Consider the following 25,477-nt stretch of genomic DNA (forward strand, 5'->3'; position numbering starts at 1 on the left):
TCCATGGGACATAAGGTCAATCCAATCGGGCTTCGGCTCGGTGTTAACCGTACCTGGGACAGCCGCTGGTACGCAGGTGCAGACTATTCTCGTCTTCTCCATGAAGACTTGAAGCTGCGTGCATTCCTGCGTCGCAAGCTCTCGGGTGCCGGCGTTTCCCGCGTCGTTATTGAGCGTCCTGCCAAGAAGCCCCGCGTGACGATTTACGCCGCCCGTCCGGGCGTCGTAATCGGCAAGAAGGGTCAAGACATCGATGCACTGCGTAAGGAACTGAGCCGTATGGCGAAGACCGACGTAGCGCTGAACATCGTTGAGATCCGTAAGCCGGAAATCGATGCAACGCTAGTAGCTGAGAACATTGCTCAGCAGCTGGAACGTCGTGTTGCTTTCCGTCGCGCCATGAAGCGCGCAATCCAGTCTGCAATGCGTCTGGGCGCCCAAGGCATCCGTATTACTTGCAGCGGACGTCTGGGTGGGGCCGAAATCGCACGTGACGAGAAGTATCGTGAGGGACGTGTGCCACTGCATACGCTTCGCGCTGATATCGACTATGGCACGGCGACGGCCAAGACGACTTATGGAACCTGCGGCGTGAAGGTCTGGATCTTCAAGGGTGAGATCCTGGCTCATGACCCCCTGGCACAGGATCGTCGTGCCGCGGAGCAGGCTCCGCAACGTTGAACTGTAGGCGCAAGCCTACAGCTCCATTGCTGGTGCTGATTGAGGATTTAACAACATGCTTTCCCCAAAGCGGACAAAGTTTCGTAAAGCCCACAAGGGCCGTATCCACGGCCTGGCGAAGAGCGGAACGCAGCTGAACTTCGGTGCATATGGTCTGAAGGCTCTTGAGCCAGAGCGGATCACTGCCCGTCAGATCGAAGCGTCCCGTCGTGCTATTACTCGTGCGATGAAGCGTGCCGGTCGCGTGTGGATTCGTATTTTTCCAGACCTTCCGGTCTCGACAAAGCCTGCAGAAGTGCGTATGGGCTCCGGCAAGGGTTCCCCAGAGTACTGGGCAGCTCGTGTTAAGCCAGGTCGTATCCTGTTCGAGATTGAAGGCGTTCCGCCGGAAGTCGCCCGCTTGGCACTGAGCTTGGGAGCTGCAAAGCTTCCGATCAAGACCAAGTTCGTTCAGCGTATCGGAGACGCGTAAGATGGCCGACACGTACAAGCCTGCAGATCTGCGCGCGAAGAGCGAGGACGAGCTGAATGCTCTGCTCATCGACCTGAAGCGTGAACAGATCAACCACCGTTTTGCGGCTGCCACGGGGCAGTCGGAGAACACCAGCCGCGTTAAGGTCGTGCGTCGTGCCGTCGCACGCATCAAGACGCTGGCTCACCAATCGAAGAACCGTGCGGGCGCCCAAACGTCCGCCGCAAAGTCCTGAGAGGAGACGGACGATGCCAAGGCGCGTCCTGACAGGGCGGGTAACGAGCGACAAGATGGACAAGACGGTTACCGTTCTTGTTGATCGTCGTATTATGCACCCGCTCTATAAGAAGTTCATCCGCCGCTCCAAGAAGTATGCGGCTCATGATGAAGCCAACGTCTGCCAAATTGGTGACCTGGTTCGCATTGAAGAATGCGCTCCGATCTCCAAGCGCAAGACTTGGTCTGTCGTCGCACGCAACGGAGAGGACATGGCTTCGGCTTCCTCTTCCGTCAGCGCATAAGGGGGTAGGCACATGATTCATCCCGAGACCAACCTTGACGTCGCCGACAATTCCGGTGCGCGTCGGGTGCAGTGCATCAAGGTGCTGGGCGGCTCCAAGCGGAAGACTGCCTCGGTCGGCGACATCATTGTCGTATCCGTAAAGGAAGCCATTCCCCGCGGTAAGGTGAAGAAGGGTGACGTCCATCAGGCCGTTATCGTTCGTACATCCTACCCGGTGCGTCGTGCAGACGGATCTGCGATCCGTTTCGATAAGAATGCTGCTGTGCTTATCAACAAGCAGCAGGAGCCAATTGGCACGCGTATCTTTGGCCCGGTCGTTCGTGAACTGCGTGCTCGCAAGTTCATGAAGATCATCTCCCTGGCGCCGGAGGTCCTGTAATGGCTGCACGTATTAAAAAGGGCGATCAGGTCCTCGTTCTCTCCGGGAAGTCCCGGGGCGTTCGTGGCGAAGTTCTTGCCGTCATGCCAAAAGCTGAAAAAGCTGTCGTGCGTGGTGTGGCTGTCGCCAAGCGTCATACGAAGCCCAACCGTATGGGTGGAGAAGGTGGAATCATCGAGCGCGAAATGCCGATCCATCTTTCTAACCTGAAGCTGGTTGATCCCAAGAGTGGCAAGCCAACGCGTGTTGGTTTCCGTGTTCTTGAAGACGGTCGCAAGGTTCGTGTTGCCAAGGCAACCGGCGAAGTGATCGAAGGCTGAGGAACGCAAAAATGAGCGATAACAACACCGCTTTGCCGCGTATGCAGCAGCGTTACGAAGAGCTTCTTCGTAAGCAGCTTCAGGAACAGTTTGGCTATGCAAACCCGATGCAGGTTCCCAAGCTCGAGAAGATCGTGCTGAACATGGGTGTCGGTGAGGCTGCTGGCGATCAGAAGAAGCTGGATGCAGCTGTTGCTGAAATGGCAGCTATTTCAGGTCAGAAGCCTGTAAAGACGCTTGCTCGTAAAGCTATTGCTGGCTTCAAGATCCGTGAAGGTCTTCCGATCGGTTGTAAGGTTACTCTGCGTCGTCAGCGTATGTATGAGTTCCTTGACCGTCTCGTGACGATCGCTATGCCTCGCATTCGTGACTTCCGTGGCCTTCCGGCAAACAAGGGCTTTGATGGCCGTGGCAACTTTGCCATGGGTATCAAGGAGCAGATTGTTTTCCCGGAAATCGAATATGACAAGATCGATGCTGTTCGCGGCATGGATATCATCTTCGTGACCACTGCAAAGACCGATGCTGAAGCAAAGGCTCTGCTGAAGGCCTTCGATCTGCCATTCGCAGGTTGATCAGGTAATTTTTCAGACCGATCGCGACTAAAATAAGGATTCGGCCTTCCATTGGGAGGCCGCTTTCCTTTATAGACACGCTGATTGGAAAACCGTCGGGATAGGCCTGACAGGTTCCGGGAGAAAATTCGAGATGGCGAAGATCTCAGCGGTTAACCGTAATAACCATCGCGCAGCTCTTGCGAAGCGCGATAAGGAAAAGCGGACCGCTCTTAAAAACATCATCAAGGATCGTTCCCTTTCGGTTGAAGACCGATTTGAAGCGACTCTTAAGCTGGCACAGATGCCACGTAACGGATCCGCAACGCGTGTTCGTCTTCGTTGCAAGCTGACCGGTCGTCCCCGTGCTAACTATCGTAAGTTCGAGCTGTGCCGTATCGCTCTGCGTGATCTTGCGTCTGCCGGCCAGATTCCTGGCATGGTCAAGTCGAGCTGGTAAGGGATAGATCGAATGTCGTTGTCTGATCCACTGGGTGATATGCTTACCCGGATCCGTAATGCTCAGCGTGCCCGTCATGCTGCATGCGTTGCGCCTGCTTCCAAGCTTCGCACGAACGTGCTTGAGGCTCTGAAGCGTGAAGGTTACATCCGTGGTTTCTCCACGGAAGAAGTCCGCAAGGGCGTATCCCAGCTCCGTATCGAGCTGAAGTACGTTGAAGGACAGCCGGTCATCAAGGAAATCCATAGGGTTTCCAAGCCTGGCCGTCGTGTCTATTCGAAGATCAAGGAACTTCCGCGCGTTTATGCCGGCCTTGGTGTGTCGATCCTGTCCACCCCGCGTGGCGTCCTTTCGGACGTCGAGGCCCGCGCTGCCAATGTTGGCGGCGAGGTTCTCTGCCGCGTCTTCTGAGGAGGGTCGCATGTCTCGCGTAGGTAAATATCCTGTAGAAGTTCCGGCAGGCGTTCAGGTTGCTGTTGTTGACGGTGTTTTCACCGCCAAAGGCAAGCTGGGTGAACTGAGCTTTCCGGTTTCCCGTCATGTGGACGTGACCATTGAAGCTAACTCTGTTGCAGTTGCTCCGGTTGGTCGTCGCTCCCGTGATAACTGGACGATGTGGGGAACAACCCGCGCTCTGATCGCTAACATGGTCAAGGGTGTGTCTGTTGGCTTCACCAAGGGGCTTGAAATTCAGGGTACGGGTTTCCGTGCTGCTGTTCAGGGCTCTAATCTGGTGATGAACCTCGGCTTCTCGCACGATGTCGTTTATCCCATCCCGGCCGGTATCAAGATCACAACGCCGCGCCCAACCGCTATTGTCGTTGAAGGTCACGACAAGCAGCGCGTTGGTCAGGTTGCTCTCGATATTCGCAGCTTCCGTAAGCCTGAGCCTTACAAGGGCAAGGGCGTCCGTTACGAGACGGAAGTTCTGCGTCGCAAGGAAGGTAAGAAGAAGTAATGGCATCGCAGCAAGGATTGCAGGAACGTCGCCGTCAGCGGCTGCGTTTCCAGCTTCGTCGCAAGAGCGGCGGCCGGCCGCGTTTGTCGGTCTTCCGTTCCAGCAAGCACATTCACGCCCAGATCATCGACGATGCACAGGGTCGTACGCTCGCCAGCGCTTCAACGCTGGAAAAAGAGCTTCGCGGCAGTGGCAACACCGGTGCCAACGTGGATGCAGCTTCAGTGATCGGCAAGCTGATCGCAGAACGTGGCCTGGCAGCTGGTGTAACAGCCGTCGTGTTCGATCGCGGCGCCTATGTCTATCATGGCCGGGTCAAGGCCCTGGCAGAGGCTGCCCGCGAGGGCGGGCTCTCGTTCTAAGGAGGATCACACATGGCACGTGAGCCAAGAGAAGGCGGCCGTGGTGGTCGTGAGCGCGAGCAGGGCGATGATCTGGTCGACAAGCTCGTAACCATCAACCGTGTTGCCAAGGTTGTTAAGGGTGGCCGTCGCTTTGCTTTCGCAGCGCTGGTTGTCGTTGGCGATCAGAAGGGGCGCGTTGGTTACGGTGCAGGTAAGGCCCGTGAAGTTCCGGAAGCCATTCGTAAGGCAACCGAGCGTGCAAAGCGCACAATGATCCGCGTACCCATGAAGGAAGGTCGTACCCTCCATCATGATACGTTCGGTCATTACGGCGCTGGTAAGGTGGTTGTCCGTGCGGCTGAGGCTGGTACGGGTATCATCGCTGGTGGTCCGATGCGTGCGGTTTTCGAGAGTCTGGGCGTTAACGACGTTGTCGCCAAGAGCCTCGGAACGCGTAACCCGCATAACATGATCAAGGCTACTTTTGCTGCCCTTGAAAAGGCAAGCAGCCCACGTAACGTCGCTTCGCGTCGTGGCAAGAAGGCTGCTGAGCTTTTCGGTAAGCGTGAGCAGGCCCAGACTGAGGAGGCTGCAAATGTCTGAAAACGGTAAGACCGTTCAGGTGACGCAGATCGCTTCTGTCATTGGTCGTAAACCGGGCCAGGCAGAGACCATTGTTGGTCTCGGTCTGCGCGGTATCGGTTCCACTCGTACGCTCGAAGATACCGCTGCCGTACGTGGAATGATCCGCAAGGTTGCCCACCTCATCAAGGTGGAGGGTTGAAATGAACCTTAACGAACTCCGCGATAACGAGGGTTCTCGTTATCGCAAGAAGCGTCTTGGACGTGGCATCGGTTCCGGCAAGGGTAAGACCTCCGGACGTGGTGTTAAGGGTCAGAAGGCTCGTGAGGGTGTTTCTCTCAATGGCTTCGAAGGTGGTCAGCTCCCGCTGTATCGCCGTATGCCCAAGCGTGGTTTTGTGAACATCTTCCGCAAGGAATATGCTCCGGTGAACCTTGGTGCTATTTCGAAGGCTATCGAGGCAGGTAAGCTGGATAAGGCTGCTCCTGTTACGGAATCTACTCTGCGCGCTGCAGGTCTTGTCAACGGCAAGACCCATGGTGTTCGCCTTCTTGCGAAGGGTGAACTTACGCATGGTCTGACCATTGAAGTTGACGGCGCTTCCGCAGCAGCTCTTGCTGCTGTTGAGAAGGCTGGTGGCTCCGTAAAGGTGCTTGCACCGAAGAAGGAAGTTCAGGCTGAGGCCTGAGTTCTCCTCTCCCGGATTTATCCGGGGTATGGTTAGATAGTGAACAGCGTCCCGTGCAGATGTGCGGTGGCGCTGTTTTCATGAAAGGACAGGTGGATGGCTTCCGCAGCAGAGCAGCTCGCCGCCAATCTCAATATGAGTTCCTTTGCCAAGGCGACTGAACTCAAGAAGCGTATCTGGTTTACGCTTCTGGCTCTCATCGTTTACCGACTGGGAACATACATTCCTGTTCCTGGTGTTGATGCGACGGTGATGGGTCAGCTGCTGGCACAGCATCAGGGTGGCATTCTGGGCATGTTCGACATGTTCACGGGTGGCGCTCTCGGACGCATGACTGTGTTCGCCCTGAACATCATGCCTTACATCAGTGCCTCCATCATTATTCAGCTTCTCTCTACGGCTTTACCTTCGATGGAAGCCATGAAGAAGGAAGGTGAGGCCGGTCGTAAGAAGCTTAACCAGTATACGCGGTATCTTACTGTTTTCATCGCGCTGTTCCAGGCCTATGGCATCGCCGTCGGACTGGAAAACATGACGTCTCACGGCGCCAGCGCTGTGGTTATGCCTGGGATGTTCTTTATCGCCTCCTGTGTTGTTACGCTGGTAGGCGGGACGATGTTCCTGATGTGGCTCGGTGAGCAGATCACGTCTCGCGGGGTTGGTAACGGTATCTCGTTGATCATCTTCGCAGGCATTGTTGCAAACCTGCCGCACGCTCTGGCCAGCCTTTTTGAGCTCGGTCGGACAGGCGCGCTGTCGCCGATCTTTGTTATGATTTTCCTTGTGCTCGCGATTGCGACCATAGCGTTCATCGTGTTCATGGAGCAGGCACAGCGTCGGGTTGTTATTCAGTACCCGAAGCGTCAGATCGGCAATCGCATGTTCGGTGGAGATTCCACGCATATGCCGCTGAAGGTGAATACTGCAGGCGTCATTCCGCCGATTTTTGCCTCTTCGGTACTGCTGATCCCAGTGACGATCTCAGGATTTATGAACGGCCATAATATGCCGGGCTGGCTTTCTGTTCTTGGGCAGCAGCTTGGGCAGGGACAACCGCTTTACATGCTGTTCTACGCAGCAATGATCCTGTTTTTCTCGTATTTTTATGCTGCTGTGACATTCAACCCTGAAGAAACGGCCGAGAATCTGCGCAAACAGGGTGGTTTCATTCCCGGTATCCGTCCAGGGGCAAGTACTGCATCCTATTTCGATCGTATTCTGTCCCGATTGACGACTATCGGCGCACTTTACCTCGTCGTTGTCTGCCTTTTGCCGCAGATTTTGATCAGCAAGTATAACGTGCCATTTTATTTCGGTGGGACAAGCTTGATCATTATCGTGTCGGTTACGATTGATACGGTGACACAGGTCCAGTCCCATCTGGTAGCACATCAGTATCAGGGATTGATCCGTAAGCAGCGCAGTCGTGGATCTAGAAGTTCTGGTCCAGGGGGAAGCAAGCGTCGATGAATATCATTCTTCTAGGCCCTCCTGGTGCAGGGAAGGGAACTCAAGCGAAGCGTCTGGAGCAGCTATACGGTCTGAAGCAAATCTCTACTGGAGATATGCTTCGTGCTGAAGTTGCTGCGGGAACGCCGATTGGGCAGGAAGCAAAAGCGATCATGGCGCGGGGAGAATTTCTCCCCGACCCGATTATGGTCAAGATGATCCAAGGCCGTATTGCACAGCCTGATTGCTCGCAAGGCTTCATTCTGGATGGATTTCCCCGCACTGAAAGCCAGGCAGAAGCACTTGATGCCATGCTGGGTACGGATGGGCTGAAAATTGACGCCGTCATTCTTCTGGATGTTGCTGAGGATCAGCTGGTAGAGCGGATCGCTTCCCGGACTGCTGAGGACGGTACGCGTCGCCCGGATGATAATCCGGACGTTGTTCGATCGAGGCTTGATATTTATCGTCGTCAGACTGCTCCGATCCTTCCATATTATGAGAAGGCTGGACGCTTAAAGCGTGTGGATGGGATGCTTGATGTCGATGAAGTTGGTGCTGAAATCGATGCGATCCTCGGGAAAACGATAAAAAATTGATTGAATGACCAATGATCACGCAAAAGTGATCATTGGCATTTGACTCAAGGGGGGTGCCCGGTATATTGCGCGCCCTCGACATATCTGCAGCGTGAGTGCGGCCTGGGTTCCGGAATCGGACTGGGACTGACGTCAGCTGCGATGCAATCGATCCGGTTTCGGCCGGGCATGAAACAGGCTGACGCGGCCTTGAAGGCTGCGTCGATGGGAGAATTGGCGTGGCACGTATTGCCGGCGTAAACATTCCGACCAACAAGCGGGTGGTCATCGCCCTGCGCTATGTCTACGGCATTGGCCCGTCGACGGCACAGGCAATCTGCAGCAAGCTCGGGATCCCCGATGCGAAGCGCGTAAACGAACTGTCTGACGACGAGATCGTGAAGGTCCGTGAACTGATCGACGGCGAATACCGCGTCGAAGGTGATCTGCGTCGTGAGACAGCCATGAACATCAAGCGTCTGATGGATCTGGGCTGCTACCGCGGTCTGCGTCATCGTCGCGGTCTTCCGGTCCGCGGTCAGCGTACGCACACGAACGCCCGTACCCGTAAGGGCAAGGCTGTTGCGATTGCTGGCAAGAAGAAGGTCACGCGCTAATTCGCGCCTGATGGCTTCACTCTGACGCTTTTCGCTAACTTTTAGGACGACCTCTATTATGGCCAAGGCCGCAGCACCGCGCATTCGTAAGAAAGAGCGCAAGAATATCATCTCTGGCGTTGCTCACGTGCTTTCCACGTTCAACAACACCATGATCACGATCTCCGACGCGCAGGGTAATGCAATTGCATGGTCCTCCTCGGGCGCACAGGGCTTCAAGGGCTCGCGTAAATCCACGCCGTATGCAGCTCAGGTTGCTGCAGAAGACGCAGGCCGCAAGGCTCGCGAGCACGGCATGGAAACGCTTGAGATCGAAGTGTCCGGTCCGGGTTCGGGGCGTGAAAGTGCTCTTCGCGCGCTGCAGGCTGTTGGCTTCACGATTACGTCCATCCGTGACATGACACCAGTCCCGCACAACGGCTGCCGTCCGCGGAAGCGTCGTCGCGTCTGAGTGATGCTGTGCTGCGCATTGTTAAAGGTGCGCAGCATGTTTTTTGATTGCATCTTCTACCGCACGATCCGTGCGGGCCAGGTGCCGCCAATTTTGTTGGCGGGCTTCGTTGTTTGAAAGGCCACGACCTTGGTTCTCCAGAAAAACTGGCAGTCCCTCATCAAGCCGGAGAAGCTTGAAGTCGAGCCCGGCCCGGTTGCTTCGCGCATCGCCACCGTTGTGGCGGAGCCGCTGGAGCGCGGCTTCGGTATGACGCTCGGCAACGCGCTGCGTCGTATTCTTCTGTCTTCCCTTCAGGGCGCGGCAGTAACTGCCATTCAGATTGATGGCGTTCTGCACGAGTTCTCTGCAGTTCCTGGTGTGCGCGAAGACGTGACGGACATCGTCCTGAACGTTAAGCAGCTCGCACTTCGTATGCATGGTGAAGGCCCGAAGCGCATGATTCTCACGGCAACTGGTCCGGGAGAAGTAACGGCTGGGCAGATTCAGGCTGGTCATGACATTGAGATCATGAATCCTGACCTCGTAATCTGCACTCTTGATGATGGTGTGAAGCTCGGAATGGAGTTCACCGTCAACATGGGCAAAGGTTATGTTGCCGCCGCTGCAAATCGTCCGGAAGACGCACCAATCGGTATGATCCCGATTGATGCTATCTACTCGCCGGTTCGTCGCGTGTCTTACAAGGTCGAGCAGACCCGTGTTGGTCAGGTCACTGACTATGACAAGCTGCTGCTGACGGTGGAAACGAATGGTGCTGTAACGCCAGAGGACAGTCTGGCTCTTGCTGCGCGTATTCTTCAGGATCAGCTTCAGCTGTTCATCAACTTTGATGAGCCGCGCCCGGTCCAGCATGAAGAGCCGCAGGATGACCTGCCGTTCAACCGTAATCTTCTTCGCAAGGTTGACGAGCTTGAGCTTTCGGTGCGTAGCGCCAACTGTCTCAAGAACGACAACATTGTTTATATCGGCGATCTGGTGCAGAAGTCCGAACAGGAAATGCTCCGTACGCCGAACTTCGGGCGTAAGTCGCTCAACGAGATCAAGGAAGTTCTCACCGGTATGGGGCTGTCGCTCGGCATGAGCGTTCCGGCCTGGCCGCCCGAGAACATCGAGGATCTGGCCAAGCGTCTCGATGAGACGTTCTGAGAACTTCTAAGGTAAGGAAAACTAGCAATGCGTCATGGTGTGAGTGGGCGTAAGCTCAATGTCACCTCTTCTCACCGCGCTGCCATGTTCCGCAACATGGCTGTCGCACTCATCAAGCACGAGCAGATCACGACGACGCTGCCGAAGGCGAAGGAACTTCGCCCGGTTGTTGAAAAGCTGATCACACTCGGCAAGCGCGGTAACCTGCACGCTCGTCGTCAGGCTTTCGCTCAGCTGCGTGATGAGGCTGTTGTCAGCAAGCTCTTCAGCACCGTTGCTGAGCGTTATAAGGCACGCGCTGGCGGTTATTCCCGCGTGCTGAAGGCTGGCGTTCGTTACGGTGACAACGCTGACATGGCTGTCATTGAACTCGTCGAACGCGATGTCGATGCCAAGGGTCAGGACAGCGGTCCGAAGCCGGTTGCAGAAGAGCAGGAAGCCGCCTGAGGCTTTGTTCTTCGGAAACAGGAAAAGGCCGGTGCAGCAATGCACCGGCCTTTTTTTTATTCTAAGGTTCACAACTCTGTGCCGAGTGTGTAGTTTTGCCACATCTCTTGCAGGACGATTCACGTCCGGTTTTTTGACCGGCTGTTTTTCTCTCGCCCTTTAGGGCGGGGAAAGTGCCTTTTCTGAGTGTCGGCAAGTTGCTGTCCTCGCTGTCCTGCATCATTTTGAGAAACGGGTCCGAGCACTCTCGTAGGGCCCGCAACGACGCATCCCATATCTGTTTCGGCAATGAGGTCGAAGCAGGTTCGTGACGCGCCTACGCCTGGAGAGCATGAACATGTCCGAAACAGCCGCACCAAAACGCGGGCTAGCGGAAATTCTTGGCATCCCACGCGCCCTTTTCTGGGCTTTTGTTGGTCAGCTTCTATTCATGGTCGGGGACGGTGTTGAAGCCGGTTATCTTGACACTTACATGCTGCATCACGGTCATTCCCAAGGCTTCGTCAACGAACTTTTCACTTTCTACGGCATCACGGTCATGATTGCGGCGTGGTTTTCAGGCCCGCTGTCTGATCTGATGGGACCGAAAAAAGTTATGTGGCTGGGTCTGATTCTGTGGGCCATTCTGGAAGTCGGTTTTCTGACGTTCGGTCTGGGTCCAAACAATGGCCCGATGATCCTTCTTTTCTATACGTTGCGTGGGTTTGCCTATCCGCTATTCGCGTATGGTTTTCTGGTTTGGATCGCGGCTGCAACGCCTGCGGCCATGCTGGGATCGGCTGCGGGTTGGTTCTGGTTTTCGTTTTCTGCAGGTCTTCCAACGTTGGGATCGCAGTTCGCTCGTTACACCATTCCCCAAATTGGCGAGCTCAAGACGTTCTGGTGTTCGTTGGGGCTGGTCATTATTGGTGGCTTGGTAGCGCTCCTGTTTACACATGAGCCAACGGGGAAAAAGCGTCTGCTGCCGGATCATATTCCGACAAAGGACATTTTTTTCGGTTCTCTTAGCATCATGTGGCGTGAGCCGAAGACGACGATTGCGGGTATTGTTCGTATCATTGATACCTCGTCTGAATATGCTTTTCTTGCCATTATGCCAGCGTTCTTCGTGGATCAGCTACACTTCACTCTTGAACAATGGCTGAACCTGCTCTCGTTGATCTTCCTGAGCAACATCCTGTTTAACCTTGTGTCTGGTATGGTTGCCGACACCTTGGGGCACCGGTTTGTTGTCTCGGTTTTCGGTGGCATTGGTGGCTTCGTTGCCATTCCTCTGTTCTATTATGTTCCGCTCTGGTTCCCGGGGAATTTCTGGGCCGTTGCTGCTGCAGGTATTTTCTACGGAGCAACAGTGGCTGCGTTTGTCCCGCTTTCTGGACTCATGCCGCAGATTTGTCCTCGTGAAAAAGCCGCTGCGCTTTCCATTCTGGGTCTGGGCGCGGGCGCGTCTACATGGGTGGGGCCTGCTATCGTCTCCCTGTGTGGGGCGATTTTTGGTCCTGGCATGAGCTATGTGATCTGGACATTCGCGGTGATCTATCTTGCCTCGGCGGGTATGACTTTGGCCCTCAAGATTTCTCCTGAGGCTCGTCGGTATACAGAAGAAGCGACGGCGCGCGGTGAGGCTACGACTGCTGTCGGCCACTGAGGCCATCAACAACAGATTGTTGCTCGACCGTCAAAGAGTGGGGGCAGTTCGTTTTCGAACTGCCCCTGTTTTTGTATGTATTGGATACGTTGATTATGGAGTGCAACATTATGGATGCAGATCTCGCATCATATCTGGACGAAACGGTTTCTTCTTTGCAGGACGGTGCTGATCGTCTCGTAGATTGTGACAGCATGAAGAAAAAAACGTGCACATTTCTAAAAGAGAGCCGTGCTCTTATGGCAGACCTGATGGCGGATCAGCCGTTTTTCTTGCTTTCGGCCGCATTCGCCAGTGGGTTGCTCTTGGGGCGAGCTGTTTTTTCGGGAAAGAAACCTTCCTGAGGCATAGGACGTTACGACATGACCACGACCTGTTATTCAAGGATCATGTTCCATGCTGCACTATGCTATCGTTTTCTTCATCATTTCCATCATTGCCGGCGTATTCGGCTTTTCGGGAATTTCCGCAGCAACAGCAGGTATTGCGAAGCTGTTTTTCATCATCTTCCTGGTTCTGGCTGTTCTTGCAATTCTTGCAGGTGTTGCCGGACTTCATGCTCTCTAAGGGCATGTGTCAGTGCCCTAAGCGGGTATAAAAAAGGGCGGGTACCGGAAGGTCCCGCCCTTTTTATGTTTATCGGCCGTTCTTGTCTTTCTGGATAAAGGACGGAAGAAGCGGGTTGTCCATTTGGAGAGACGCTTTGGTCGGAAGGTCTTTTGTGCTCCAGCCGCCCCCGAGATCTGTCAGGAGCGCCACTTCGGAATTGAATTGCTGCTGCCGGATATTGAGCTGGGTCTCTTCGTATTGCAGCGCGGTCTGCTGGGCGGTGATGACGGTGGTGTAGATCTGGGTGCCAGCAAGATATTCATTCATGGACACGCGAACGGCAGCCTGAGCGCTCTCAACGGCCTGGTTCTGAAGTGTCAGTTGCTGGGCCAGATAATGCAGGTTGGACATATGGTCTTCCGTGTCCTGCATGGCTGCCAGAACGGTCTGACGATATGTGGCCACCGCATTATCGTAATCAGCTTCGGCTTCCCGGACTGCGGCGGTTCGTGCGCCGCCTTGAAAAATGGTCTGGGTCGCGGCAGCGCCGAGGCCCCAGGTTCGCGTGGCTGTCTGGATCAGTTGCTGAAGCGGATTGCCGCTGTAGCCGTAAGAAGCAGACAAGGTAATTTCGGGGAAGAAGGCGCCAATCGTGTAACCGATTTCTGCATTGTACGCTTCCATGTTCCGTTCAGCCTGAGCAACGTCTGGGCGGCGTTCTAGGATCATGGAGGGGAGGGCGACAGGCGCTGGGGGCAGGGTCTTTGGAAGAAGAGCCGTTGCGATGGTTACATCTGCTGGTGCCCGCCCTGTTAGCATCGCAATGGCGTGTTCATATTGCGCGCGTGCGATATGGGCGTTGGCCAGACTGGCTTCGGTTGATTGCAGAAGATATTTGGCCTGTAGGACACTGGTAGGATCTGCAACGCCAGCGTCGAGCTGATTTTGCAGGATTTTCAGGTTGTCCCGATAGAGACCGACATTGCGCGCATACAGATCGATCAGGCTGTCCTGATAGCGCAGGCTGAAATAATCCTGTGCCAGCGTCAGTTGGTAAGACAGGCGCATACTGGCAACAAGGGCTGCATCACCTTGTGTGGCCGCAACCTGCTCCTGGATCTGTCGGCGTACTTTGCCCCAGACGTCCACGGTCCAACTGGCAGACGGGCCAGTGGCCCATGTATTGCTCGTATAGGATTGGGAGGAACTGTAGGTGAAGCCGCCACTGGTGCTGGTCGCGCTGCTGCCCTGAGAATTGCGATTGAAGCTGAAATTGCCGCTCAGGGTTGGGTACAGGCTGGCTTTGATGGAATTGATGGTTGCAGCAGCCTTTCGATATTGTGCCTCATATTCCTTCAGGCTCTGGTTAGACGTTGCGACGCGTTCTTCAAGATCGTTCAGAAGGGGATCGTTGAAGATTGTCCACCAGTCTCCTTTGGGCATAAGGGCCAGATCTGGCTGTGCTTTGTTCCAGCCCGCAGGAGGGGGGGCTTCCTTGAAATGTGCGGAGATCACTGCCGAAGGACGATGATAATTCGGTCCGACCATGCAGCCGCTCAGGAAAGGCAGGGATGCGGCTCCCAGAAGAAGGGTGCGCAGGGAAGGCATGCGAAGGGCGGTCATCAGATTTCCGTTTCCCGGGGCGAGATGTGAAGCAGGGTGGCAAAATGATGCCGGACGCGACCGAGCATCTTTCCAAAACGATCGAGATAGAGAAACACGACGGGCGTGCTGTAGAGCGTTAGAAGCTGGCTGACCATCAGGCCGCCGAGAATGGCAATGCCGAGAGGCCGCCGTAGTTCGCTACCGTATCCATTGCCGAAAACAAGCGGAACAGCACCAAAGGCGGCAGCAAGAGACGTCATGAGGATAGGACGGAAACGCAGGACGCTGGCTTGATGAATGGCTTCCAGTGCCGTCGCTCCTTCACGTTGTGCCACCAGGGCGAAATCGATCAGCATGATGGCGTTTTTCTTCACGATACCGATCAGCAGAATAACGCCGATCATGGCCATCAGTGAGAATTCTTGCCCGAAGACCTGTAGAGCGAGCAATGCGCCAACACCTGCGGAGGGAAGTGTCGACAGAATGGTCAACGGGTGAATGAGGCTTTCATAGAGGATGCCCAGAACGATGTAGACCGCAGCCAGTGCCGCGAGGATGAGCAAAGGCTCATCGCTGACGGATTTCTGGAACGCAGCCGCATTCCCTGCAAAGCCTCCATGAATGGTGGGTGGGACATGAAGTTTGACCATGGCGGCTTCGACGGCCTGAACGGCCGGGCCCAGCGAGGCGCCGGGCGCCAGATCGAAAGACACCGTTGTGGCGACGGACAGACCATCATGATTCACTGTCAGCGCCGTATTGGTCATGCGTTGATGACCCAGTACCCCAAGAGGAACCATCTTTTCGGAATTGGTCGTTACAGCAGATCCGCTTGACGCAGATTTACCGCCAGCGAGTGCGTTGGCCACGGAGTTCAGGTAAGATTGTTCGCTCTGGGAGAGTGTGCTGGATGTCGTGCTGGCTCTGACGCGGAGATTGTTGGAGGATGTTCCCCCTGTCGCCGTACCGCCGGATGCGCTGACCCACATCTGCTTCAGCGTTTCGGAGTTCTCCCAGTAATGCGGCGCAACTTCCATAACCACATGATACTGGTTCAGGGAGCCGTAGATGACGGATGCTGAACGCTGTCCGAAGGCATCATAGAGCGTGTTGGCAATCAGCTGTGGAGTGATGGAATATCGGGAACTCATATCGCGGTTGATGGCAATCGCGATAGCCTGACCGCCTTCTTCCACGTTGGATGACACATTCATCAGCAGGGGAATTCTGGAGAGGGCGGCCACGATTTTGGGCGTCCACTCGTAAAGCTCTTCTGCCGAAGGCCCTTCCAGAGAATACTGATAGGACGCATCTCCAGAGCGTGCGCCGACCCGGACGGCCCCCGGTGCCATCAGGCGCAACTGGGCTCCCGGGACATTGGCGAAAGCTCTGTTGAGGCGTTGAACGGTTCTGGCCAAGCTGTCCTTGCGTTCTTCTTTGGGTTTGAGAGCAATGAACATATTGGCTGAATTCGCGGAGCGGCCGCCTGCGCCGCCCATGACTCCAGCCACATCCCGATCCGCGGCCACGACTTTCATGGCGCGAGCGGCAAGCGCTTTCAAAGACTGGAACGACACGGACTGGTCCGCGACCAGTCGACCCATGAGTTGCCCCGTGTCTTCAGACGGGAAGAAGCCCTTGGGCATTTTTACAAAGAGAATGCCTGCCAGAAGAAGTGTGGCGGGAAGGGAAAGAACAATCAGGAAAGGGTGTCGCAGACCCCAGCCCAGAGAGCGATCATATCCTTTGGCAATACCGTCGATCGCTCTTTCCAGAAGAGAGCCGATCTTTCCCCAAAGTGTCTGACTGTTGGCGGGTGTGACATTGAGGATCATGGCGCTCAACATCGGAGTCAGCGACAGCGACAGCACCAGTGAGATGGTCAGGGTAATGACCATCACCATCGCGAATTCATGGAACAGACGTCCGGCAACGCCCCCCATGAACATGATGGGGGCGAACACGACAACCAGGGATACTGTGATGGAGAGAACCGTGAAGGCTACTTCACTGGCCCCAAGGATGGAGGCTTCCACGCGTTCATGGCCCATCTCCATGTAGCGGGTGATGTTTTCAAGCACGACGATGGCATCATCGACCACAAAACCTGTGGAGATGGTCAGGGCCATGAGAGACATGTTGTCGAGCTGGTATCCCATCAGCGCCATGGCGCCGAATGTTCCGATAATGGACACAGGCACGACGACGGCCGGGATGAGAATGGCCGAGAAGCTGCGCAGGAACAGCAGAACCACAATGACTACGAGCACAACAGCAATAATCAGGGTCTGCTTCGTATCGTTCAGAGATGCCCGGATGGTTTTTGACCGGTCGATCATGACGTTAAGATGAGTGTTGCCCGGCAATGCAGACTGAAGAATGGGCAGACGGCTGCGGATACCATCCACCGTCTTGATGACGTTCGCACCTCCCTGCGTGAAGACTGTGCAGATGATTGCGCGCTGGCCGTTGTGAAAGCCCGTCTGTCGCAGATCCTCGACACTGTCATTGACGTCTGCAACATCTGTCAGGCGCACAGGCTGATTGTTGCGATAGGCAATGACCAGTCCGCGATAGTCTTCGGCTTTGCTGGCCTGATCGTTCGTGGACAGCATCAGGCGGGTGCCGTGTGAATCAATGAAGCCTTTAGGGGTGTGGGCATTTGCTGAGGCGAGAGCCGCCCGGACATCTTCGAACCCGATACCGTAGCGAAACAGGCGTAAGGGGTTCAGCTCGACACGAACGGCGGGCAGGGAGCTGCCTCGAATTTCAACTTCTCCAACGCCTTCAACCTGGCTGAGCTGCTGGGTCAGGACATTGCTTGCAAACTCGTAGAGTTCCTGCGGAGTCCGGGTATCGGACGTCAATGTCATGGCAACGACTGGAGGCCCGTTGGAATTGGCCTTGTCGTAGGTCGGGTTGGTGCGAAGAGTAGAAGGAAGGTCCTGTCTTGCGCTCTGCAATGCTGACTCTACATCCCGCGCCGCGCCATTGATGTCTCGGGAGAGATCGAACTGGAGTGTGATGCGCGTCTGGTTGACGGTGGATTCAGACGTCATTTCCGTGACGCCTGAAATCGCACCCAGATGGCGCTCCAGCGGGGCGGCCACCGTGCTGGCGATCTCGGAAGGAGAACCGCCAGGCTGGTTCGCCATCACCATGATGACTGGAAAGTCCACGTTCGGGAGGTCAGCAACGGGAAGGCTGAAATAGCCCAGAATACCGGCGATCACGAGCGCAACGGCCAGAAGGGTTGTCCCGACTGGCCTCATGACGAAGAGGCGGATCAGGTTCACGGGTTGCTATGCGGGCTTGGGGAAGGTGTCCGGCTGGCCTGATAGCGTTGTAGCAATCCACGGGTTCTGCGGCCGATACCGTCCATGAACAGGTAGATGACCGGTGTGGTGAACAGGGTCAGCATCTGCGACAGCATCAGGCCACAAACGATGGCGACGCCCAGAGGGCGGCGCAGTTCTGATCCGACGCCATGACTCAGCATCAGAGGCAGGGCACCGAACAATGCGGCGAGTGTTGTCATCAGGATGGGGCGGAAACGCAACAGGGCTGCCTGACGAATGGCTTCCAGTGGCGTATGTCCTTCAAGACGCTCCGCCTCAAGCGCGAAGTCGATCATCATGATGGCATTTTTTTTCACGATGCCGATCAGCAGCACGATGCCGATGATTCCCATGATGTCGAGATCCATCCCGAACAGGTACAGACCGATCAGCGCCCCGATCGCTGCGGAGGGTAGGGTGGAGAGGATCGTGATGGGATGGATGAAGCTCTCATAGAGAATACCCAGCACGATATAGACCGCGATGACGGCTGCCATGACCAGCCAGATTTCATTGGTCAGGGACGAGCGGAATGCGGCTGCTGTTCCTTGGAATGCGGTCTGGAAGGCAGGCGGCAGGCCGATGCTCTGCTCTACACGCTCAATGGCATTCGTCGCTGCCCCCAGGGAGTATCCCTTGGCGACGTTGAACGAAATGGTTGTGGCCGGGAACTGTCCGTAATGGCTGATGAGCAGAGGAGCCAGACTGTGCGTGATGGTTGTGACCTGCTTGAGGGGCACCAAACCAGACGTTGGCTGGCGTGTAGGTCCTGATGTGCTGCCTCCGGCTTCGGACGAAATTCCTGGCAGATAGAGCTGATCCAGAGACGTCAGATCGTTCTGAAGCTCGGGCAGAGCTTCCAGAATGACACGATACTGGTTGGCCTGTGTGTAGATCGTGGAGATCTGGCGCTGGCCGTAACTGTCATAGAGAAGGTTATCGACCGTCTGTGGGGTGATGGAATAACGTGCGCCCGTGGCCCGATCGAGGGAAAGCTGGGCCACCAGACCTTCGGCCTGAAGATCGGATGTCACATCCGCGAGGGAGGGTTCTTTCTGTAGTTCAGCCACAAACTTCGGCACCCACGTTTTGAAGGTGTCATAGTCCGGGTTTTCCAGCATGAACTGGTACTGGGTTGCGGAGATCGAGGAATCCAGTGATAGATCCTGAATAGGCTGAACGAAAAGCTGCGTTCCAACCACATTCTGGCCGAGCTGACCCAGACGGTGAAGGATGGTTGTCAGGTCAGATGTGCGATCGGTGCGGGGTTTCAGATTGATCAGGAAACGCCCCACATTCATCGTCATGTTCTGGCCATCGATGCCTACAAAAGACGAGATGCTGGCGACGTCAGGGTCTTTAAGAATTTCCGCCCCAAGGGCCTGCTGACGGTCCTTCATGCCTTCAAAAGAAATCGCCTGCGACATGACCGAGATACCCTGCACGACGCCGGTATCCTGAGTTGGAAAGAAGCCTTTCGGGATCGTATAGGCGAGAGCACCCGTCAGAATGATTGTTCCCAGCGTAACCAGAAGCGTCAGCCCGCGGAAACGAAGCACAACATCAAGCCAACGGCCATAAAGCGCGATCATGCCGTTGATACCGCGCTCGGTTGCGTTGGACAGACGCCCCCAAAAGCCGTGGTTTGCGGAGGGAGCGTGCGTATCCGTCAGCATCCGGGCGCACATCATCGGGACCAGTGTAATGGACACGATGGCGGAGATGACGATGGTGATCGACAGCGTCATGGCGAATTCGTGGAACAGACGCCCTACGACATCCTTCATGAACAGCAGCGGGATCAGTACTGCTATCAGCGAAACGGTTAGCGAGATGATCGTAAACCCGATTTCGCCGGCACCCTTGAGGGCGGCAGTATAACGGTCTTCGCCAGCTTCGATGTAACGCGCAATGTTTTCGATCACCACGATGGCGTCATCGACCACGAAGCCTGTCGCAATGGTCAGGGACATCAACGACAGATTGTCGAGCGAGAAGCCAAGCAGATACATCGCCGCCATCGTGCCCACGAGGGACAGTGGGACCGAGAGGCTTGGAATGATTGTAGCGGGGACGTTGCGCAGGAAGACGAAAATCACGCCAACAACGAGCACCATGGCTAGGCCAAGCTCGTATTCCACATCTTCGACAGAGGCTCGAATGGTTGTGGTCCGGTCCGTCAGTGGTGTGATTTCAATACCGGGCGGCAGGTCCTGTTTGAGTTGCGGAAGAATGCGCAGAACATTGTCCACAACTCCGATGACGTTAGCGCCGGGCTGGCGCTGCACGTTTAGGATCAGGGCAGGCGTTCCATTCGACCATGCTGCAAGCTGGCTATTCTCGGCGCCTTCCACAACGGTGGCGACGTCTCGCACGCGGATTGGACCATTGTTCTGATAAGCAATGACCTGATTCATCAACTGCGCCACGGATTGGATCTGTCCGTCGATACGAAGGGATGTCGAGCGCTTGGGGCCGTCAAACGTCCCTGTTGGAGAGTTGACGTTGACGGTTGTGATGATGGTGCGCAGGGTGTCGATGGCGATGCCGTAGGAGGTTAGCTTCGGGATGTTGACCTGAATGCGATACGCCTTGCGATTGCCGCCAGACAGGGTCACGAGACCAACGCCGGAAATCTGACTGATTTTCTGCTCAAGACGCGTGTTGACGTAGTCTTCCACTTCCGGAAGCGGCATCGTTTTGGACGTGATGCCGAGTGTCAGAACGGGTGTGTCTGCTGGGTTGACCTTGGCGTAGATCGGGGGAGCAGGCAGATCTGTCGGGAGCAGGGACGTTGCGTTGTTGATCGCCGCCTGAACTTCCTGCTCCGCCACATCCATGGACATATCGAGGCCAAAACGCAGGGTAATGACCGATGCGCCGCCAGACGACTGGGAGGTCATCTGGTCCAGGCCGGGCATCTGGCCGAGCTGCGTCTCAAGCGGGGCTGTGACGGATGTGCTCATCACGTCTGGCCCAGCGCCCGGATAGGAAGTCGAGACCGTAATCGTCGGATACTCGACCTGCGGAAGCGCTGAAACAGCCAGAAAATGGTAGCCGAGCAGACCGCTCAGCAGGATGGCGAACATCAGGAGGCTGGTGGCAACCGGACGTTCGATGAACAGGCGGGACGGATTCACGGTCTTGCTGTTCCCTGTGAACGGTCAGTGAGTGCCAGCGGCATCGGGGGCAGAAGGATCATTGCTGTGCTTGGCAGCATCCGTGCTCTGCTGGCCGTTGCTGTGGCGATGATGGGTTTCGGCCGTCTTGGCTTCTGCGGCAGCGGTCTGGTTGGTGGACGTATCCGGGATCGACACCTTCTGGCCAGGGCGCAGATGGCTGACACCGTCGGTCACCACACGGTCTCCAGCCTTTACACCGGAAAGGATGACGGCATTGCTGTCGTCGGTCTCACCCACCTTCACGGGGACGTCCTTCACCGTCATATCTGGCTGGACGACGTAGAGGAACTGACCGTCCGGACCGGTCTGAAGCGCATTGCCTGGAACAATCAGAGCATTATGCAGCGTCTTGACAAGCAGGTGTGCGTTGACGAATTCGTTCGGGAACAGGCGCTCATCTTCATTGGTGAAGATGCCACGCATACGGACCGTACCGGTTGAAGTGTCGATCTGACTGTCCAGAGCCTTCACGGTGCCATCGGCGATTTTTTGGGTATTGTCGCTGTTCCAGGCTTCGACTGGGAGTTCACTGACGTCATGCAGCCTGTCAGCAACGGGGCCGATCTGATTCTGCGGAACGGTGAAGATAACGGAAATCGGTTCCATCTGAGTCAGGATCGTCAGACCGCCAGACTGGCCTGCCGCAACATAGTTTCCTTTATCCAGCACGCGGATACCGACGCGCCCATCAACCGGTGCAATGATGTGGCAGTACATCACGTTCAGTTCGGCATTGCGGACATTGGCTTCGTCGAACTTTACGGTGCCTTCCAACTGCTGGACTGTGAATTCCTGATCCCGTGCCGTCATGGCTGATGTGGAGTTTTGACGGATCAGCTTCTGGTAACGCGCATTGTCCACGCGTGCCTTCTCAAGCTGGGCGCGATCTGCGGCGAGAGTGCCTTTGTATTGCGCCAGTGTCGCCTCATAGGGGCGTGGATCGATCAGTTCCAGTTCGTCGCCCTTCTTAACGTGCTGACCTTCCTGGTAATATACGTCCAGAATATGGCCGCTGACACGAGGGGTAATCGTGACGTTGGTGACGGGGACGACCGTGCCGAGAAGCTGAAGAACTACTGGCATGTCGCCGGTATGAACTGTGGCGACGGCGACCGGCTGTGTATCGCCGGATTGGCCCTTGTGTCCGCCTCCCGCGTTCCTTCCGTGCGGACGGAGGACCGCAAAAAGAATCAGCAGGAGAACAAGAACGACGATCCCCCAGAGGAGCCAGCGCCGACGGGGACGTCGGGCGGCGGGAAGGGGCTGGGCATTGCTGCTCTGGTGGCGGTCGCTGGAGCCGGCCGTCTGCTCGTCCATAATCGTTCTGTCTTTCCCGTACACTTGGATCCGGATGTGCTTGAGAAGGGCACCCCTTTGTCAGTCATTCTTCTATAGTGCAGGCTGTGCAACCCTGCCATGACAAGACCTTAAATCCTGTTCAGGTTTGGAAACGGTTCTGAAACCATTGGCCTTAACAAGTTGCTTTTTCAGGATATTACTCTCTTGCTCCATTTCATGATCGCACCATATTCTTGAGGCAACCCTATGGTTCGCAGGTCGTTAAGACCAAGAACGGATCATATCCGGAGACAGGAGAGACACATGGCTGATACGACGACAACCAAGGCTGAAGGCCTTCTCGACGAAGCCAAGGGCAAGATCAAGGACGGTATCGGTGGTTTGACCGGCGACACGGCAACGCAGGCTGAAGGCAAGTTTGACCAGCTTTCTGGTATGGCGCAGCAGGAATTCGCTGACCTGTATGATGAAGGTGAGACAAAGCTTGAGGCAGCCACCGCGTTTGTGCAGGATCGCCCGCTGATTTCCGTCGTCATTGCGACCGTTGTTGGCATGATTATCGGTGGTCTGCTGTTCGGTCGTAAGAGCAGCTAATTTCGCGCACGAATGACTTCGTGTGTTAGAAGCCTTCCGGAGTAATCCGGGAGGCTTTATTTTTATGGACTGGTTTTACGAGAGCAATGGGCAACAGTCTGGCCCTGTTTCCCGTGAAGAAATTTTACGTCTGATCATGCAGCAGCGTATCCGGCCGGAAACACTGGTCTGGAATCCGTCGTTTGGCGATAGCTGGCGACCAGCTTCAGCTGCCGGACTGGTGTCCCCGTTGACCGGCTTTCTGAGGCCGAAGGCGGAAGTGTCGGAACACTGGGCCTGGGTGCTTCTGGTTGGCCCATGGCTCATGGGACGAATGACACTTTATATCATGGACTGGCGACATGTTCCTGAGGCCGCTCGCATGAATACTAACGGCATCGTCGGGCTTCTGGTTCTGGGGTTGTTTTTTACAGCATTTACCTTGGATCGGAATGCCATCCGGGAAGCAGGAAATACACCGCCGGGTTTCTGGTGGTGGCTGTTTCTGCCTGGCTATTTCTGGCGTCGTCGTCAGGTTGTTGGGAAAGGGATGTCGTTGCTGGTGGTCAGTCTGGTTCTTCTGGTGTTCAACATTGGAGATACGATTGCCCGTTTTCCCGAAATTCGTGAGCAGGCACGGCATGCCCACCACACATCAGGATCTGTTCAGTCAACGGCACCGGCGGAGGGAGACGGAGACCAAGAGAACCTCTGAAGCGGCTGGAAAGAGTCTTTCGGAACACACTTGACAGCTTAATCTGAAAAATAACCCATTTTTGGGCTTCCCTTTCGAGTCGCCATGATTCAAAACCGATTCGGTAGTCAGTTTATTGACCGGATCGGTCGGGGAGCAGTTCAGGAATGCCAGATTATGCCCTTGAAGCCGCCCACGGAGGGCTGGTCGTCGGGATCGACGAAGTAGGGCGTGGTCCTCTGGCTGGGCCTGTAGTTGCTGCTGCTGTTGCTTTTACGTCCGAGCCTGATGAAAAACTCTCGGTTCTGCTTGATGATTCCAAGAAGCTCACGGCAAAGCGGCGTATGATCGCCTATGACCTGCTGATGCAGGCGCCGGATATTCTGACGGGTATCGGCGCTGCCTCCGTAACCGAAATCGAAAAAATCAATATTGCTCAGGCCTGCCATCTTGCGATGCGTCGGGCATTGGACCGGCTCGGCCGGATGCCTGACCTTGCTCTGGTTGATGGCAAGCACGCACCGAAGCTGCCTTGTCCCATCCAGATGGTGATCGGCGGAGATGGGATCAGTCTTTCCATCGCAGCAGCATCCATTATTGCAAAAATTACACGTGACCGCCTGATGGCCCGTCTTGCTGTTCGGCACGACGCGTATGGGTGGGAGCGCAATGCCGGTTACGGCACTGCCGTTCATATGAGTGGTCTGAAAATTCGGGGTGTCACGCCCCATCACAGGCGCGGATTTGCGCCGATCCGAAACATGATTGAAGCAAAGGCGCACGCAGCATGACCGGCGAACTTCCCGTGGACCAGATCCTGCGTGGTGAATGCGTGGAAACGATGAAGACCCTGCCGGACGGCAGCGTGGACTGCATCTTTGCCGATCCGCCATATAATCTTCAGCTTCGTGGCGAGTTGCGTCGTCCGGATGAGACGGTTGTCGATGGTGTTGATGACGCCTGGGACAAGTTCGACGATTATTCCGCCTATGACAAGTTCACGCGAGAGTGGCTGTCCGAAGCGCATCGTATTCTGGACAAGGATGGCACGATCTGGGTGATCGGCTCCTATCACAACGTGTTCCGCCTCGGTGCCATCCTTCAGGATCTTGGTTTCTGGATCCTGAACGACATTATCTGGCGCAAGTCTAACCCCATGCCGAATTTCCGTGGGCGTCGGTTTACGAATGCTCATGAGACAATGATCTGGGCGGCGAAAAGCCCGCAGAGCCGTTATCGGTTCAACTATCAGGCCATGAAGGCGCTGAATGATGATCTTCAGATGCGGTCCGACTGGTATCTTCCGCTTTGCACAGGCAATGAGCGCCTGAAGAACGAGCATGGTCTGAAGCTGCATCCGACCCAGAAGCCAGAAAGTCTGCTGCATCGTGTGCTTGTGGCGTCCACGAATGTGGAAGATGTCGTGCTGGATCCGTTTTGCGGAAGCGGTACGACACCCGCCGTCGCCAAGCGGCTGGGACGTCATTATGTCGGCATCGAGCGTCATCCGGATTATGTGAAGGCTGCGCGGGAGCGTGTGGCGCGTGAAGAGCGCCTGACGTCTGAGCAGATTGCTGTGACGCCAGCAAAGCGCGAGATGCCGCGTATTCCGTTTGGAAGCTTTGTGGAAACGGGTGTTCTGCCTGCGGGAACCGCTCTTTATGATCGTCAGAAACGCCTGAAGGCGACGGTGACGCCGGATGGAACACTCGTGTCTGGCAATCAGCGAGGGTCCATTCACAAACTCGGTGCAACGCTAACGAATGCGCCATCCTGCAATGGGTGGACGTTCTGGTTTTTCGAGCGTGACGGGCAGATGGTGCCGATTGATATCCTGCGTCAGGAGAGTGTAGCCCTCCGAAACGTGGGCTAATTTTCCTTAGACGCCACTGCAACTTCAAGAGCTGCAGAGAGCTGCTTGTACGGCTTCTGAAAC

Annotated in this window: 30 protein-coding genes; 26 read left to right on the top strand and 4 right to left on the bottom strand. The window is 55.7% G+C overall.

What is annotated here, in order from left to right; all coding sequences use genetic code 11:
* Positions 1-3: 3 nt before the first annotated feature.
* The 22 genes from rpsC (at position 4) to HKD32_RS10045 (ending at position 12,868) form a co-directional block, all read left to right on the top strand.
* Complete coding sequence (rpsC, locus tag HKD32_RS09940; RefSeq protein WP_007282727.1) at positions 4-681, top strand: 30S ribosomal protein S3; 678 nt, start codon at positions 4-6, stop codon at positions 679-681.
* A 55-nt stretch (positions 682-736) separates the two neighbouring features.
* Positions 737-1,153 carry a 50S ribosomal protein L16 gene (rplP, locus tag HKD32_RS09945; protein WP_007282728.1) on the top strand — a complete coding sequence of 139 codons (417 nt, stop codon included), beginning with the start codon at positions 737-739 and terminating at the stop codon, positions 1,151-1,153.
* 1 nt (position 1,154) lies between these two features.
* Complete coding sequence (gene rpmC, locus HKD32_RS09950; RefSeq protein ID WP_010502114.1) at positions 1,155-1,388, top strand: 50S ribosomal protein L29; 234 nt, start codon at positions 1,155-1,157, stop codon at positions 1,386-1,388.
* A gap of 13 nt (positions 1,389-1,401) precedes the next feature.
* Positions 1,402-1,674 (top strand): 30S ribosomal protein S17, encoded by a 273-nt coding sequence (rpsQ, locus tag HKD32_RS09955; RefSeq protein WP_010502113.1) that lies wholly within the window; start codon positions 1,402-1,404, stop codon positions 1,672-1,674.
* Between the two features lie 12 nt (positions 1,675-1,686).
* On the top strand, positions 1,687-2,055 hold the full coding sequence (rplN, locus tag HKD32_RS09960; RefSeq protein ID WP_007282731.1) for a 50S ribosomal protein L14: 369 nt from the start codon (positions 1,687-1,689) through the stop codon (positions 2,053-2,055).
* Positions 2,055-2,375 (top strand): 50S ribosomal protein L24, encoded by a 321-nt coding sequence (gene rplX / locus HKD32_RS09965; protein WP_007282732.1) that lies wholly within the window; start codon positions 2,055-2,057, stop codon positions 2,373-2,375. Before rplN ends, rplX begins: the two co-directional genes overlap by 1 nt.
* A gap of 11 nt (positions 2,376-2,386) precedes the next feature.
* Positions 2,387-2,950, top strand: a complete 564-nt coding sequence (gene rplE / locus HKD32_RS09970) for a 50S ribosomal protein L5 (protein WP_023943122.1) — start codon at positions 2,387-2,389, stop codon at positions 2,948-2,950.
* Positions 2,951-3,083: 133 nt separating this feature from the next.
* Complete coding sequence (gene rpsN, locus HKD32_RS09975; RefSeq protein WP_007282734.1) at positions 3,084-3,389, top strand: 30S ribosomal protein S14; 306 nt, start codon at positions 3,084-3,086, stop codon at positions 3,387-3,389.
* Positions 3,390-3,401: 12 nt separating this feature from the next.
* Complete coding sequence (rpsH, locus tag HKD32_RS09980) at positions 3,402-3,800, top strand: 30S ribosomal protein S8 (RefSeq protein ID WP_010502111.1); 399 nt, start codon at positions 3,402-3,404, stop codon at positions 3,798-3,800.
* A gap of 10 nt (positions 3,801-3,810) precedes the next feature.
* On the top strand, positions 3,811-4,347 hold the full coding sequence (rplF, locus tag HKD32_RS09985) for a 50S ribosomal protein L6 (RefSeq protein WP_010502110.1): 537 nt from the start codon (positions 3,811-3,813) through the stop codon (positions 4,345-4,347).
* A complete protein-coding gene (gene rplR, locus HKD32_RS09990; RefSeq protein WP_010502109.1) occupies positions 4,347-4,709 on the top strand; it encodes a 50S ribosomal protein L18 in 363 nt (120 codons plus the stop codon). The genes rplF and rplR overlap by 1 nt, the downstream gene beginning before the upstream one ends.
* A gap of 12 nt (positions 4,710-4,721) precedes the next feature.
* Positions 4,722-5,294, top strand: coding sequence for a 30S ribosomal protein S5 (rpsE, locus tag HKD32_RS09995; RefSeq protein WP_007282738.1), 573 nt, complete (start codon positions 4,722-4,724; stop codon positions 5,292-5,294).
* Entirely contained in the window at positions 5,287-5,475 is a 189-nt protein-coding gene (gene rpmD / locus HKD32_RS10000) for a 50S ribosomal protein L30 (RefSeq protein WP_007282739.1), read from the top strand. The genes rpsE and rpmD overlap by 8 nt, the downstream gene beginning before the upstream one ends.
* Position 5,476: 1 nt before the next feature.
* Positions 5,477-5,962, top strand: coding sequence for a 50S ribosomal protein L15 (gene rplO / locus HKD32_RS10005; RefSeq protein ID WP_010502108.1), 486 nt, complete (start codon positions 5,477-5,479; stop codon positions 5,960-5,962).
* A 96-nt stretch (positions 5,963-6,058) separates the two neighbouring features.
* Entirely contained in the window at positions 6,059-7,432 is a 1,374-nt protein-coding gene (secY, locus tag HKD32_RS10010) for a preprotein translocase subunit SecY (protein WP_007282741.1), read from the top strand.
* Positions 7,429-8,010, top strand: coding sequence for an adenylate kinase (locus HKD32_RS10015; protein WP_010502106.1), 582 nt, complete (start codon positions 7,429-7,431; stop codon positions 8,008-8,010). The genes secY and HKD32_RS10015 overlap by 4 nt, the downstream gene beginning before the upstream one ends.
* A gap of 218 nt (positions 8,011-8,228) precedes the next feature.
* Complete coding sequence (gene rpsM, locus HKD32_RS10020) at positions 8,229-8,606, top strand: 30S ribosomal protein S13 (protein ID WP_010502104.1); 378 nt, start codon at positions 8,229-8,231, stop codon at positions 8,604-8,606.
* Positions 8,607-8,664: 58 nt separating this feature from the next.
* Positions 8,665-9,057 (top strand): 30S ribosomal protein S11, encoded by a 393-nt coding sequence (rpsK, locus tag HKD32_RS10025; protein ID WP_007282744.1) that lies wholly within the window; start codon positions 8,665-8,667, stop codon positions 9,055-9,057.
* 129 nt (positions 9,058-9,186) lie between these two features.
* Positions 9,187-10,206, top strand: a complete 1,020-nt coding sequence (locus HKD32_RS10030; protein WP_007282745.1) for a DNA-directed RNA polymerase subunit alpha — start codon at positions 9,187-9,189, stop codon at positions 10,204-10,206.
* Between the two features lie 27 nt (positions 10,207-10,233).
* Positions 10,234-10,653, top strand: a complete 420-nt coding sequence (gene rplQ, locus HKD32_RS10035) for a 50S ribosomal protein L17 (protein WP_010502096.1) — start codon at positions 10,234-10,236, stop codon at positions 10,651-10,653.
* A 331-nt stretch (positions 10,654-10,984) separates the two neighbouring features.
* Positions 10,985-12,301 carry an MFS transporter gene (locus HKD32_RS10040; RefSeq protein WP_010502094.1) on the top strand — a complete coding sequence of 439 codons (1,317 nt, stop codon included), beginning with the start codon at positions 10,985-10,987 and terminating at the stop codon, positions 12,299-12,301.
* A gap of 396 nt (positions 12,302-12,697) precedes the next feature.
* Entirely contained in the window at positions 12,698-12,868 is a 171-nt protein-coding gene (locus HKD32_RS10045) for a DUF1328 domain-containing protein (protein WP_007282750.1), read from the top strand.
* Between the two features lie 69 nt (positions 12,869-12,937).
* Here the strand turns inward: HKD32_RS10045 and HKD32_RS10050 are convergent, their stop codons facing one another.
* Genes HKD32_RS10050 through HKD32_RS10065 form a run of 4 tightly spaced genes read right to left on the bottom strand, consistent with a single transcriptional unit; the run spans position 12,938 to position 22,292 of the window.
* A complete protein-coding gene (locus HKD32_RS10050) occupies positions 12,938-14,473 on the bottom strand; it encodes an efflux transporter outer membrane subunit (protein WP_194257927.1) in 1,536 nt (511 codons plus the stop codon).
* Complete coding sequence (locus HKD32_RS10055; protein WP_061932393.1) at positions 14,473-17,751, bottom strand: efflux RND transporter permease subunit; 3,279 nt, start codon at positions 17,749-17,751, stop codon at positions 14,473-14,475. The genes HKD32_RS10050 and HKD32_RS10055 overlap by 1 nt, the downstream gene beginning before the upstream one ends.
* Positions 17,748-20,933 (bottom strand): efflux RND transporter permease subunit, encoded by a 3,186-nt coding sequence (locus HKD32_RS10060; protein WP_061932395.1) that lies wholly within the window; start codon positions 20,931-20,933, stop codon positions 17,748-17,750. The genes HKD32_RS10055 and HKD32_RS10060 overlap by 4 nt, the downstream gene beginning before the upstream one ends.
* A 24-nt stretch (positions 20,934-20,957) precedes the next feature.
* Complete coding sequence (locus HKD32_RS10065; RefSeq protein ID WP_010502081.1) at positions 20,958-22,292, bottom strand: efflux RND transporter periplasmic adaptor subunit; 1,335 nt, start codon at positions 22,290-22,292, stop codon at positions 20,958-20,960.
* Between the two features lie 285 nt (positions 22,293-22,577).
* Here HKD32_RS10065 and HKD32_RS10070 point away from each other — a divergent pair, with 285 nt between their 5' ends.
* The 4 genes from HKD32_RS10070 (at position 22,578) to HKD32_RS10085 (ending at position 25,414) form a co-directional block, all read left to right on the top strand.
* Complete coding sequence (locus tag HKD32_RS10070) at positions 22,578-22,868, top strand: CsbD family protein (RefSeq protein WP_010502078.1); 291 nt, start codon at positions 22,578-22,580, stop codon at positions 22,866-22,868.
* Between the two features lie 64 nt (positions 22,869-22,932).
* On the top strand, positions 22,933-23,562 hold the full coding sequence (locus HKD32_RS10075) for a DUF4339 domain-containing protein (RefSeq protein ID WP_061932396.1): 630 nt from the start codon (positions 22,933-22,935) through the stop codon (positions 23,560-23,562).
* 146 nt (positions 23,563-23,708) lie between these two features.
* Positions 23,709-24,332: a ribonuclease HII gene (locus tag HKD32_RS10080; RefSeq protein ID WP_061932398.1), complete on the top strand. Its 624-nt coding sequence runs from the start codon at positions 23,709-23,711 to the stop codon at positions 24,330-24,332.
* Positions 24,329-25,414: a site-specific DNA-methyltransferase gene (locus HKD32_RS10085; protein WP_061932401.1), complete on the top strand. Its 1,086-nt coding sequence runs from the start codon at positions 24,329-24,331 to the stop codon at positions 25,412-25,414. The genes HKD32_RS10080 and HKD32_RS10085 overlap by 4 nt, the downstream gene beginning before the upstream one ends.
* Positions 25,415-25,477: the final 63 nt, after the last annotated feature.

The organism is Gluconobacter japonicus (assembly GCF_015244665.1).
Taxonomy (GTDB): Bacteria; Pseudomonadota; Alphaproteobacteria; order Acetobacterales; family Acetobacteraceae; genus Gluconobacter; species Gluconobacter japonicus.